Here is a 12273-nt window from a genome sequence, read left to right as displayed (position 1 = left end):
TGGGCCTCTGACTTCCTGCGCGTGCGCTATATCTTGTTGCGCGCGACCTTACACCATCCCGCATATGGGGTGCAATGCGCGAAGGGCGGGGGTTTTGGCAGCATGGTCGGGTGAGTGACAACATATTGAAATCATTGCGAGAAAGCGCGAATCGATGCAGCCTTTCCTTGGGGGGGCAAGCAAGGAGGCGCGGATGGCTTCACTGGACGGGCGCAGCGAGACGGAGTTGATGCTGCGGGGATATGGTCTGACGACGGCGGAGATCTTCTACCGGATGCCGGATTATCGTAATGTTCTCAATACCTTCGTGTGGCAGCACTATGATCTGGCACCCGATTACCCGGAACTTTTCCGCTTCATCGAGTTCTGGCAGGAAAAGATCGAGGGGCCGCTTCATTCGGTGCGATTCACCCATCGCAAGTTGATCAACCCCGGCGAGTGGCGGAACGTGGTGGGGGAGTTCCGGCTGCATTGACGGGTGCAGCCAGTGGTGCAGCAGCGCAGTGCAGCAAAGCGTATGCACGCAGCGGGCGCCCTGGTGAGGGTTTGGCAAGGGCCATGAGGGATGCCGGTAGTCGGCTGGCGGCCCCGGCGCAGGGCCGGGGCGGGGTTGATCGCGGTCAGGCGGCGCGCAGAAGCATCCCGAAAAGGTCGCGCGGATCGTCGGGGTCGGCGATCATGTCGAGGTCTTCGTAGAGGCCGGTTTCCGCCAGTTTGGAGCGGATGTAATTTAGCGCCGAGAAATCCTCGATCGCGAAGCCCACGCTGTCGAAGAGCGTGACCTGCGCGGCGTCGGTCCGGCCTGCGGCGCGGCCGGCGATGACCTCCCAGAGTTCGGTCACCGGGTGGTCGGGGGCGAGTTGCTGGATCTCGCCCTCTATCCGCGTCTGGTGCGGGTATTCGACGAAGATCGCGGAGCGGGTGAGGATGTCGCGGTGCAGTTCCGTCTTGCCGGGGCAATCGCCGCCCACGCCGTTGATGTGGACGCCTGCGCCGACCATGTTGTCGGTCAGGATGGTGGCGTTGGTCTTGTCGGCGGTGACGGTGGTGATGATCTGCGCGCCGAGGATGGCCTCTTCCGCCGTGCGGCATTGGGTGACGGTCAGGCCCGAACCTGCGAGGTTGCGGGCGCATTTGGCGGTAGCGGCGGGGTCGATGTCGTAAAGGCGCACCTCGCGCAGGCCGCAGACGGCCTTGAAGGCCAGCGCCTGAAACTCGGCCTGCGCGCCGTTGCCGATCAGGGCCATGGTGGCGGCGCCTTTGGGGGCGAGCCATTTGGCGGCCATCGCGCTGGTGGCTGCCGTGCGCAGCGCGGTGAGGATGGTCATTTCGGACAGCAGGACCGGGTAGCCGGTTTCGACATCGGCCAGAAGGCCGAAGGCGGTGACGGTCTGCAACCCGCGCTTCATGTTCGAGGGGTGACCGTTGACGTATTTGAAGCCGTAGGTCTGCCCGTCGGAGGTGGGCATAAGCTCGATCACCCCCACCTCGGAATGGGAGGCGATGCGCGGCGTCTTGTCGAACTGGCCCCAGCGGAGGAAGTCGGTTTCGATGGCCTGTGCCAGATCGGCAAGCATCCGCTCCACCCCGATGCGGTGGACGAGTTTCATCATCCGGTCCACGGAGACGAAGGGGACGACGTTCAGTTTTTCCGGTTGGGTCAGCATCACATATGGCCTCTGGTGGGGCGGTCGAACACCTTGCGGCCCATGAGGGAGGCCACGAGATCGACCATCAGCCGCGCGGTGCGGCCGCGTTCATCAAGGAAGGGGTTGAGTTCCACGAGGTCGAGCGAGGTGACGAGGGCGGATTCGTGGAGAAGCTCCATCACCAGATGCGCCTCGCGGAAGGTGGTGCCGCCGGGGACGGTGGTGCCGACGGCGGGGGCGATGGAGGGATCGAGGAAATCCACGTCGAGCGAGACATGCAGCATCCCGCCTGCCGCGCGGACGCGGGTCAGGAATTCGCGCAGGGGGGCGACGATGCCCGCCTCATCCAGCACGCGCATGTCGTTAATGGCGATGTCATGGGTGAGAAGGGCGGCATGTTCCGCAGGATCGACCGAGCGGATGCCGTAGAGGCAGATGTTCTGCGGCGGGATCGGATGCGGGAAGGGGGGGAAGGCGTCAAAGCCGTCGCGCCCCGCGACATAGGCGACGGGCGTGCCGTGCAGATTGCCCGACGTGGTGGTGAGCGGCGTGTGGAAATCGCTATGCGCATCGAGCCACAGGAGAAAGAGCGGGCGCCCCTGACGCCGCGCATAGGCGGCGGCCCCGGCGACGGAACCCAGGGCGAGGGAATGGTCGCCGCCCAGGATGATGGGAAGCCCGCCTTTTGACAGCGCATCATCGGTGCGGTCGGCGAGGACCTCGGTCCAGCCGACGGTTTCGGCCAGAGAATGGACGGCGGGGTTGGCGCAGGTGACGGGCCTGAGGTCGGGCAGGCCGACATCGCCCCAGTCCTGCACCCCGTGGCCCAGATCGCGGATGGCCTGTGCGAGGCCTGCGACGCGATAGGCGGCGGGGCCCATGAGGCAGCCGGGATAGCGCTGGCCGGAGTCGATGGGGGCGCCGATGAGGATGGTGTTGGACATGGAGGTTCTCCTTGCTGTGCAGGGTCTTTCCGGCTTGCGGCGAATTCTAGCGTTGTTATGGTCAATATGGACAAGGTTTTGATCGAAACGGCGGAGATCGTGGCCATGATGGACGAGGTGGACCAGCGGCTGGTGGCGGAGTTGCGCCGCGACGGTCGGGCGGCGCTGTCGGACCTTGCGGATCGGCTGGGGCTGAGCCGGGCCACGGTGCGGGCGCGGATGGAGCGGCTGACGGCGAAGGGCGAGATCGCGGGCTTTACCGTGCTGACGCGGGGGGATGTGAGTGCCTCGCCCGTGCGGGCCTTGATGATGATCGGGATCGAGGGGCGCGGGGGCGAGAAGATCATGGCGCGGCTGGGCGGCCTGCCGCAGGTGCAGGCGGTGCATTCGACGAACGGGCGCTGGGATGTGATCGTGGAGTTGGGGACGCAGACCCTGCTGGAACTGGACGAGACGATCCACCGCATCCGCGCGATGGAGGGGGTGACGGTGTCGGAGACGAACCTGCTTTTGTCCACGCGGAAGGCGGGACGACGCTAAGGGCGCGACACCCCCACCCCCGGCCCCTCCCCCGAATGCGGGGGAGGGGAGGGCGCCGAAAGTCGGCCGGGGGAGGGGTGTCGGCCGGAGTCAGGGGTATTTGTGCCAAGGTGAAAGGGCCGTGGCAGGGCCATGTCCGGGCCGGTGGGGGCGGACGCGGGGCGCGATCAAGCCTTCGTCAGGGCCTGCGACGCGGGGGCGCATCCCCATTGGAGCGGGCGCGGTTTGCGCCTATGGTCTGCGCGACAAGAGGGAGGGTCCGCGATGATCGTGGAACTTGGACATTTCGCGCTGATCCTGGCGCTGGCGGTGGCGATCATCCAATCCACCGTGCCCCTGATCGGTGCCGAGCGGCGCAATGCGGCCTGGATGGCGGTGGGCGATCCGGCGGCGGTGGTGCAGTTCCTGCTGGTTGGCTTTTCCTTCGCGGCGCTGACCTATGCCTTTGTCGTGTCGGACTTTTCGCTGTCCTTGGTGGTGAGCAATTCGCACACGCTCAAACCCATGATCTACAAGATCACCGGGGTCTGGGGGAACCATGAGGGATCGCTTCTGCTCTGGGTGCTGATCCTTGCCCTGTTCGGGGCCTGTGCGGTGTGGTTCGGGGGGAACCTTCCGCCGCAGCTGAAGGCGAGGGTGCTGGCGGTGCAGGGGATGATCGGGGTGGCGTTCCTGCTGTTCATGCTGCTGACGTCGAACCCCTTTCTGCGGCTGGCGGTGCCGCCCCTGGATGGGCAGGATCTGAACCCGCTGTTGCAGGATCCGGGGCTCGCCATCCATCCGCCATTTCTGTATCTGGGCTATGTAGGGCTTTCGATGTCGTTCTCCTTCGCGGTGGCCGCGCTGATCGAGGGGCGGGTGGATGCGGCCTGGGGGCGCTGGGTGCGGCCCTGGACGCTGGCGGCCTGGGTGTTTCTGACCATCGGCATCGCGCTGGGATCGTGGTGGGCCTATTACGAGCTGGGCTGGGGCGGGTTCTGGTTCTGGGACCCGGTGGAGAATGCGTCCTTCATGCCGTGGCTGATCGCGGCGGCGCTGCTCCATTCGGCCATCGTGGTGGAGAAGCGGGAAAGCCTGAAGGCCTGGACGATCCTGCTGGCGATCCTTGCCTTCGGCTTTTCGCTGGTGGGCACCTTCATCGTGCGGTCGGGCGTCATCACGTCGGTCCATGCCTTTGCCAATGATCCGGAGCGGGGGGTGTTCATCCTGCTGATCCTGGGCGTGTTCATGGGGGGGGCGCTGACGCTGTTTGCCGCGCGGGCCGGGGTGCTGGAGGCGAAGGGGGTGTTCGGGATGGTCAGCCGCGAAAGCGCGCTGGTGGCCAACAACATCCTTTTGGCGGTGTCGGCCTTCGTGGTGTTCTTCGGCACGATCTGGCCGCTGGTCGCGGAGATGGTCTTTGACCGCAAGCTGAGCGTGGGGGAGCCGTTTTTCAACGCGGCCTTTTCGCCCTTTGTCGTGGCGCTGGCGGCGATCCTGCCTTTGGGCGCGATGATGCCTTGGAAGCGGGGCGACGGGGCGCGGGCGATGCGGCCCCTGTGGCCGGTGCTGGTGCTGTCGATGGCGCTCGGTGCCCTGGCCTGGTCGATGCAGACGGGGCGGACGGCGCTGGGGCCGGTGGGGGTGATCCTGGGTGTCTGGGTGCTGGGCGGGGCTTTGGTGGACCTTTGGGCGCGCACGGGGCGCGGGGCTCTGGCTGGGCGGTTCGCGCGGCTGGGTCGCCTGCCGCGGGCCGACTGGGGCAAGGCCGTGGCCCATGGCGGCCTTGGCGTGACGATCTTTGCGGTGGCCGCGATGCTTGCCTGGAAGACCGAGGATATCCGCGTGGTGATGCCGGGGGGAAGCTATGCGCTGGGTCCCTATGAGGTGACGCTCGTCGATGTGCGCGAGGTGGAGGGGCCGAATTACCAATCCACCATGGCCGAGTTGCGCGTGATGCGCGGGGGCGAGGAGGTGGCGGTCCTCTTCCCCGAGAAGCGCATCTATCCGGTGGCGGGCATGCCCACGACCGAGGCCGCGATCGATTATGGCTTCTGGCGCGATGTCTATCTGGTGATCGGCGATCCGCAGGAGAATGGCGGCTGGGCGGTGCGTTCCTATATCGAGCCGTTTGCGAACTGGCTTTGGGGCGGCTGCATGTTGATGGCCTTGGGCGGGTTGCTGAGCCTGAGCGACCGGCGGTATCGCGTGGCGGCGGGGGCGCGGCGCGCGCCCGTGGCGGGGGTGCCTGCGGAATGAGCGGGGCGGGGACGCGCGGCCGGGTGACCCTTGGCCTGCAGGCGGCGGCCGTGGCCCTTGGCCTGCTGGTGGCCGCCCCGGTGCAGGCGGTACAGCCCGATGAGATGCTGGCCGATCCGGCGCTGGAAAGCCGGGCGCGCGCGCTGTCGAAAGGGTTGCGCTGTCTTGTGTGCCGGAACGAGAACATCGACGACAGCGATGCCCAACTGGCGCGCGACCTGCGGATCCTGCTGCGCGAGCGGTTGGTGGCCGGGGATACGGATGCGGAGGCGGTGGCCTTCCTCGTGGACCGTTATGGCGAATATGTGCTGCTGAACCCGCCGGCGACGGGGGCCAACCTGCTGCTCTGGGTGGCGGGGCCGGCGATGCTGCTGGCCGGGGTGGGGATCGCCTTTGCCTCGTTCCGGCGCCGTTCGGCCGTGAGCGGGGACACGCTGGACGAGGCGGAGCGCGCGCGCTTGGCGGAAATCCTGAAGGAGTGACGTGCCGTCGGGCTTTTCCCGGCGCGCCGCCCGGATAGGGTGGGCGCAAAGGGGAGGAATCCGATGGCTTATGAGACGATCACGTTGGCCGAGGCAGGCGGGGTGGCGACGATCACGCTGAACCGGCCCGAGGTGATGAACGCGCTGTCGGCGCGGCTGCGGGGCGAACTTCTGGCCGCGTGGCGCGAGGTGGAGGCGCGGGCGCGCTGCATCGTGCTGACGGGGGCGGGGCGGGCCTTCTGTTCGGGTCAGGATCTGCAGGACGCGATGGCGCTGGGATCGTTTGATCTGGGGCGCGTGCTGGCCGAGGAGTACGAGCCGCTTCTGAAGGCGATCTACGATTGCCCGGTGCCGACCATCGCCGCGGTGAACGGGGCGGCGGCGGGGGCCGGGGCGAACCTGGCGCTGGCCTGCGATGTGGTGATCGCCTGCGAGAGCGCGAGCTTCATCCAGGCCTTCACGCGGATCGGGCTGATCCCCGATGCGGGGGGGACCTATTGGCTGCCCCGTCAGGTGGGGATGGCCCGGGCGATGGGCGCGGCGCTGTTTGCCGAGAAGGTGACGGCGCGGCAGGCCGCCGACTGGGGCATGATCTGGGAGACGGTGCCGGATGAGGGCTTCGCCGCCCATGTGGCGGCGCGGGCAGGGGCCTTGGCGGCGGGGCCGACGGCGGCCTACCGGCTGGTGAAGCAGGCGCTGCGGGCATCACCGGGCAACGGGCTCGCGGAGCAGTTGGCGCTGGAGGCGCGCCTGCAGGGCGAGGCGGGGGCGACGTCGGATTTCCGCGAAGGCGTGGCGGCGTTTCTGGAAAAGCGCCCGGCGCGGTTTACCGGGGCCTGACGCGTAGGATGGGCAATATTGCCCATCCTACCAGCGCGCTGTGTCCTGCGGGGGTCAGGCGCCGCGGGACAGGGCCGCCACGCCCGTGCGGGCGATTTCGCGCAGGCCGAGGGGGCGCATCAGTTCGGCGAAGGCGTCGATCTTTTCCGGCGTTCCCGTCATCTCGAAGACAAAGCTTTCGAGCGTCGAATCCACCACATTCGCGCGGAAGATCTCGGCCAGGCGCAGGGCTTCGATCCGTGCCTCGCCCTTGCCCGCCACCTTGAACAGCGCAAGCTCGCGCTGCACGCAGGGCCCTTCGGCGGTGAGGTCATGCACCTCGTAGACCGATACGATGCGGCCCAGCTGCGCCTCGATCTGGTCGATCACGGCGGGGGTGCCGGAGGTGACGATGGTGATGCGCGAGCGGTGGCCGGTATGGTCGACCTCGGCCACGGTTAGGCTGTCGATATTGTAGCCACGCCCTGAGAAGAGGCCGATCACACGGGCGAGGACGCCGGGTTCATTCTCGACGATCACGGCCAGCGTGTGGCTTTCGATGACGGTCGCGTTGTGATCGCGCAGGTCATAGGCCGAATGGCTGGTGGAGCCTTTTTTGATATTGAGCGCGGACATCCGCCACTCCCTTCACTTGTTTGAAAATATCCCACGGGGGTCCGGGGGTGTGAAACCCCCGGTCCGACGCCTCACACCAGAACCGCCCCTTTGGCCCCGATGACGCCCTGCGTGTCGGCCTCGCCCAAGAGCATCTCGTTATGCGGCTTGCCCGACGGGATCATGGGGAAGCAGTTTTCGTGCTTTTCCACGAGGCAATCGAAGATGACCGGGCCGGGGTAGCGGATCATCTCCATGATCGCGTCGTCGAGATCCTTGGGATCCTGGCACTTGATACCCTTGCACCCGAAAGCCTCGGCCAGTTTCACGAAATCGGGGAGGCTTTCGCTCCAGCTGTGCGAATAGCGCTCGCCATGCAGAAGCTCCTGCCACTGGCGGACCATGCCGAGGCGTTCGTTGTTCAGGATGAACTGCTTGACGGGCGCGCGGAATTGCATCGCGGTGCCCATTTCCTGCATGTTCATGAGCCACGACGCCTCGCCCGCCACGTTGATCACCAGCGCCTGCGGATGGGCGATCTGCACGCCGATGGAGGCGGGCAGGCCGTAGCCCATGGTGCCGAGGCCGCCCGATGTCATCCAGCGGTTGGGGTCTTCGAAGCCCAGGAACTGGGCCGCCCACATCTGGTGCTGGCCCACCTCGGTGGTGATGTAGCGGTCCATCCCCTTGGTCAGCGCCTCGAGCCGCTGCAGGGCGTATTGCGGCTTGATCGTCTTTTCGCTGTTCTTGAAGGCGAGGCAGTTGACCGCGCGCCAATCTTCGATTTGTTTCCACCATTTGGTGAGGCCGGCCTTGTTGACCTTCGATCCGCGCGCCTTCCACAGGGTGAGCACGTCTTCAAGCACCTGCCCCACATCGCCGAGGATCGGCACATCGACGCGGATCACCTTGTTGATCGACGAGGGGTCGATGTCGATATGGGCCTTTTTCGAATGGGGCGAGAAATCCTTGACGCGGCCGGTGATGCGGTCGTCGAAGCGGGCACCGATGTTGATCATCAGGTCGCAGCCGTGCATGGCGAGGTTGGCCTCATAGAGGCCGTGCATCCCGAGCATGCCGAGCCAGTTCTTGCCCGAGGCCGGATAGGCGCCAAGGCCCATCAGCGTGGAGGTGACGGGGAAATCGGTGGCGGCGGCCAGTTCGCGCAGCAGGCGGCTGGCATGGGGGCCGGAGTTGATGACGCCGCCGCCGGTATAGAGGATGGGGCGTTCGGCCGCCTCCATCATCTCGACGAGGCGCAGGATGGCGTCGGGGTCGCCCTTCAGGCGGGGCTGGTAATGGGCGACGCGGGTCTTTTCCTTGGGTGTGTAGTCGGCGGTGGCGAATTGCACGTCCTTGGGGATGTCGATCAGCACCGGGCCGGGGCGGCCCGAGGTGGCGACGTGGAAGGCCTGATGGATCGTCTCGGACAGTTTGGCCGTGTCCTTCACCAGCCAGTTATGCTTGGTGCAGGGGCGGGTGATGCCCACGGTATCGGCTTCCTGGAAGCCGTCGGTGCCGATCATGAAGGTGGGGACCTGACCGGTGAGGACCACAAGCGGGATCGAATCCATCAGCGCATCGACAAGGCCCGTCACCGCGTTGGTCGCGCCGGGGCCGGAGGTCACGAGCACCACGCCGGGCTTGCCGGTGGAGCGGGCATAGCCTTCGGCCATGTGGACGGCGCCCTGTTCGTGCCGCACGAGGATGTGGCGGATGTCATTCTGCTGGAAGATTTCGTCATAGATCGGCAGCACGGCCCCGCCCGGATAGCCGAACACGACCTCGACCCCCTGTTCCTTCAGGGCCTGCACCACCATCTTCGCGCCGCTCATCGCCTTCGTCATCGTCTGTGTTCCCCTTGCCGGGCATCCGCCCCGTCATCGCGCAACAAAAAGCCCCCGGGTTCGATCCGGGGGCGCATGGGTGCCATATGGCCAGCGTTACCGCCCCATGCGCCATCGTCCTACAAGTACGAGAATGCCGGACATATCCGTTCTCCTTGCCATCGGCGGGGACACTAGGGCGGGCCGGATGGGGCGTCAACCGCAAAAGCGGGCCTAAAGTGTCGCATCGGGGGGAAATTTTGCAACTTCCTTTCCTTGACGTCTATTTCGGCGCAACTAATGCAAATCTTGCAGATATGCACAGGGGCTTTGCCCCCATGAGTCGCAAAAGGGGGGTGGCATCGCGCGCGACTTTGCCTATGTGGCGCGGAAAGGGGCGGTGCGGTGCGGCCCCGATGCCGAAAGGGTTGCTTTGATGAAGCTTTACTATTCTCCGGGGGCCTGTTCGCTGGCCTCGCATATCGTTTTGGCCGAGAGCGGGGCCACCTACAGCGTGGAGCGGGCCGACATCCGGGCCAAGAAGACCGAGACGGGGGCGGATTTCACCGCGATCAGCCCGCGCGGGGCGGTGCCGGTTCTGGTGCTGGAGGATGGCGAAGTGCTGACCGAGGGCGTGGCGATCATGCAGTTCGTGGCCGACAGCGTGACGCCGGGCAAGCTGCCCGCGCCGGGCACGCTGGCGCGGGCGCGGTTGCAGGAGGCGCTGAACTTCGTGTCAACCGAGGTGCACAAGACCTACTCGCCCTTCTTCCGGGGGTTGGAGGGCGCGGCGAAGGAGGCGCAGATCGCGCTTCTGAACAGCCGTCTGGCGCTGGTGGAGGCGAAGCTGGCCGACGGGCGGGAGTACCTGTTGGGTGCGGACTTCACCCCTGCGGATGCCTATCTCTTCACCGTCACCAACTGGTCGAAGGGGATCGGGCATGACCTGTCGGCCTTCTCGCTGTTGCAGGCGCTGCGGGCGCGCATCGCGGGGCGGCCTGCGGTGCAGGCGGCGATGAAGGCGGAAGGGTTGCTGAAGTAAGCCTGTGGGTTCAGGAACGAAAAAAGGCCCGCGCGGGAAGCGCGGGCCTTTTGCATGCTGGATGCGTGGTCAGGAGCCGATCAGCGCGACATAGCCTGCATAGGTGACAAGAAGGATCACCCCGGCGATGCGCGGCAGGCCGCCCAGCACGAAGGCGAGGACCGTCAGACCGATGGCCGAGCCTGCCACCCAAGGCATGTCGATCGCGGCAAAGCGCGCCTCGGACGGGATGGGGGCGATGAGTGCGGTGGTGCCGAGGATGCCGAAGATGTTGAAGATGTTCGACCCCACGATGTTGCCGACGGCGATTTCCGTCTGCTTGCGGATCGCGGCGATCACGGAGGTGGCCAGTTCCGGCAGCGACGTGCCGACGGCGACGATGGTCAGGCCGATCACCGCTTCGGATATGCCGAGGGCGCGGGCGATTTCGGTTGAACTGTCAACCAGCAGGCGCGCGCCGATCACGAGCACCACGAGACCGCCCAGCGTCATGGCCCAGGCCTTCCATTGCGGCATGTCGCCGGAGGCCGCATCGTCATCCTCGGCCTTGCCGGTGAGGAAGGCCACGATGAGGAAGATCAGGAGACCCGCCATCAGGAGCGCGCCATCGAGCCGGGTGACATTGCCATCCAGCAGCATCACCCAGATCACGGCGGACGCCAGCAGCATGAAGCCCAGATCGCGCCAGAGCTTGCGCACCGGTATGATCAGCGGCGCGATCAGCGCGGAGAGGCCGAGGATCAGCAGGATATTGGCGATGTTCGATCCGAGCACGTTTCCGATGGCGATGGCGGGCTGGCCCGCCAGCGCGGCCTGCACGGAGACGAGCATTTCGGGGGCAGAGGTGCCGAAGCCCACGATCGTCAGGCCGATCACCATGGGCGAGAGGCGGAAGTGCTTGGCGATCGCGGTGGCCCCGCGGACGAGGTATTCGCCGCCGAAGAAAAGGGCGACAAGGCCCAGCACGAACAGAAGGTAGGTCATTTAATTCCCCGCATGAGCGAACGCTGTGTGCCCCACATCGGGTGCGGATCGGCCGGGACAAGGTGCCGGGTGGCGATTTTCCGCGTTCCGGCAGGGAATTGCCGCCGCGCGTGGCGCGAAGGTCACGTCCGGCGCGCGCGGGATCAGGCGTCGCGCGGGGTGCGGGTTTCGGGCAGGCTGATGCGCGCCACCTGTTCGGCGATGGGATCGACCGACAGCGGGTGCAGTTCGGCCTTGTGCGCGGCGGGATCGCCGATGTCCTGCCAGCGCCCGCCCTTGTAGATCTCCAGCGCCGAGAAGCCCGCCTTGTAGCCCATCTTGCGGCTGCCCGGGACCCAATAGCCGAGATAGACGTAAGGCAGCCCCGCTTCGCGCGCGATGGCGACGTGGTCGAGGATCAGGTAGGTGCCCAGCGACAGATCGGCGAGGTCGGGGTCATAGAAGCTGTAGACCATCGACAGCCCGTCATCGAAGACGTCGGTCAGGCAGACGGCGGCCAGCGGGCGGCCGCGTTCGCCGGGGCCGGCGGGGCGGGTATATTCGATCACGCGGGATTTGATCGGCGTCTCTTCGATCATGGCGGCGAATTCGAAGATGTCCATGTCGGCCATCCCGCCATCGGCGTGGCGCGTGTCGAGATAGCGGCGGAAGAGCGAGAACTGATCTTCGGTCGCCCAGGGCGAGGTGGCGTTGCGGCGCAGGTCCCCGCACCGCTTGAGCACCCGGCGTTGGGTGCGGCGGGGTTCGAAATCCGCCACGCGGATGCGGGCGGAGAGGCAGGCCGAACATTCCGCGCAGGAGGGGCGGTAGAGCACGTTCTGGCTGCGGCGGAAGCCCTGTTTGGACAGCGTGTCGTTCAGCTTCTGCGCATGTTCCCCCTGCAGCGCGGTGAACAGCTTCCGTTCCATCCGCCCCTCGAGATAGGGGCAGGGCTGCGGGGCCGTCACATAGAACTGGGGCGCGATGGGAAGGGTGTGGCGCATCTTGCGATCAACCTCGGGACAGAGGCAACCCTAGCAAGGGAGATGGTCGCCGCCAAGCCGGGATTGGGGCGAGAGCGGGGCGTTTTCCGCCGATTTCCGTGGAAAACACCGCCGCCTTGCGAAAACCGCCGCAGCGCCCCCGGGCGGAGGG

General features: G+C 66.4%; 12 protein-coding genes. 6 read left to right on the top strand and 6 right to left on the bottom strand.

Going from position 1 to position 12273, the window contains the following annotated elements; translation table 11 throughout:
- Nucleotides 1–193: 193 nt before the first annotated feature.
- The gene (locus GU920_RS14960; protein ID WP_161767870.1) at nucleotides 194–475 is read left to right on the top strand and encodes an usg protein; all 282 of its coding nucleotides are present in this window, start codon (nucleotides 194–196) and stop codon (nucleotides 473–475) included.
- A gap of 145 nt (nucleotides 476–620) precedes the next feature.
- On the opposite strand, the gene GU920_RS14955 is transcribed toward GU920_RS14960, so the two are convergent.
- Both GU920_RS14955 and rocF read right to left on the bottom strand, forming a co-directional pair.
- A complete protein-coding gene (locus GU920_RS14955; protein ID WP_161767869.1) occupies nucleotides 621–1667 on the bottom strand; it encodes an ornithine cyclodeaminase in 1047 nt (348 codons plus the stop codon).
- Nucleotides 1667–2593, bottom strand: a complete 927-nt coding sequence (gene rocF, locus GU920_RS14950) for an arginase (protein WP_161767868.1) — start codon at nucleotides 2591–2593, stop codon at nucleotides 1667–1669. The genes GU920_RS14955 and rocF overlap by 1 nt, the downstream gene beginning before the upstream one ends.
- 108 nt (nucleotides 2594–2701) lie before the next feature.
- Between rocF and GU920_RS14945 the strand changes: the two genes are divergently transcribed.
- The 4 genes from GU920_RS14945 (at nucleotide 2702) to GU920_RS14930 (ending at nucleotide 6693) form a co-directional block, all read left to right on the top strand.
- Nucleotides 2702–3133: an Lrp/AsnC family transcriptional regulator gene (locus GU920_RS14945; protein ID WP_161768114.1), complete on the top strand. Its 432-nt coding sequence runs from the start codon at nucleotides 2702–2704 to the stop codon at nucleotides 3131–3133.
- A gap of 264 nt (nucleotides 3134–3397) precedes the next feature.
- Nucleotides 3398–5371, top strand: a complete 1974-nt coding sequence (locus GU920_RS14940; RefSeq protein WP_161767867.1) for a heme lyase CcmF/NrfE family subunit — start codon at nucleotides 3398–3400, stop codon at nucleotides 5369–5371.
- A 35-nt stretch (nucleotides 5372–5406) separates the two neighbouring features.
- Entirely contained in the window at nucleotides 5407–5853 is a 447-nt protein-coding gene (locus GU920_RS14935) for a cytochrome c-type biogenesis protein (protein WP_201744187.1), read from the top strand.
- Between the two features lie 63 nt (nucleotides 5854–5916).
- Nucleotides 5917–6693, top strand: a complete 777-nt coding sequence (locus tag GU920_RS14930; protein WP_161767865.1) for an enoyl-CoA hydratase-related protein — start codon at nucleotides 5917–5919, stop codon at nucleotides 6691–6693.
- Nucleotides 6694–6747: 54 nt separating this feature from the next.
- Here the strand turns inward: GU920_RS14930 and ilvN are convergent, their stop codons facing one another.
- Both ilvN and GU920_RS14920 read right to left on the bottom strand, forming a co-directional pair.
- The gene (gene ilvN, locus GU920_RS14925; protein WP_161767864.1) at nucleotides 6748–7308 is read right to left on the bottom strand and encodes an acetolactate synthase small subunit; all 561 of its coding nucleotides are present in this window, start codon (nucleotides 7306–7308) and stop codon (nucleotides 6748–6750) included.
- A gap of 71 nt (nucleotides 7309–7379) precedes the next feature.
- On the bottom strand, nucleotides 7380–9134 hold the full coding sequence (locus GU920_RS14920; protein WP_161767863.1) for an acetolactate synthase 3 large subunit: 1755 nt from the start codon (nucleotides 9132–9134) through the stop codon (nucleotides 7380–7382).
- 415 nt (nucleotides 9135–9549) lie between these two features.
- On the opposite strand from GU920_RS14920, the gene gstA reads away from it, so the two are divergent.
- On the top strand, nucleotides 9550–10155 hold the full coding sequence (gstA, locus tag GU920_RS14915) for a glutathione transferase GstA (protein WP_161767862.1): 606 nt from the start codon (nucleotides 9550–9552) through the stop codon (nucleotides 10153–10155).
- 69 nt (nucleotides 10156–10224) lie between these two features.
- On the opposite strand, the gene GU920_RS14910 is transcribed toward gstA, so the two are convergent.
- Together GU920_RS14910 and GU920_RS14905 are read right to left on the bottom strand one after the other, a co-directional pair.
- Nucleotides 10225–11139 carry a calcium/sodium antiporter gene (locus GU920_RS14910; protein WP_161767861.1) on the bottom strand — a complete coding sequence of 305 codons (915 nt, stop codon included), beginning with the start codon at nucleotides 11137–11139 and terminating at the stop codon, nucleotides 10225–10227.
- Between the two features lie 143 nt (nucleotides 11140–11282).
- Nucleotides 11283–12122: an arginyltransferase gene (locus tag GU920_RS14905; RefSeq protein WP_161767860.1), complete on the bottom strand. Its 840-nt coding sequence runs from the start codon at nucleotides 12120–12122 to the stop codon at nucleotides 11283–11285.
- Nucleotides 12123–12273: the final 151 nt, after the last annotated feature.

The sequence above is a fragment of the Paragemmobacter ruber genome, assembly GCF_009908315.1.
Lineage (GTDB): Bacteria > Pseudomonadota > Alphaproteobacteria > Rhodobacterales > Rhodobacteraceae > Paragemmobacter > Paragemmobacter ruber.
Note: the sequence above shows the minus strand (reverse complement) of the source record. Positions and strands in the feature narration are given on the sequence as shown.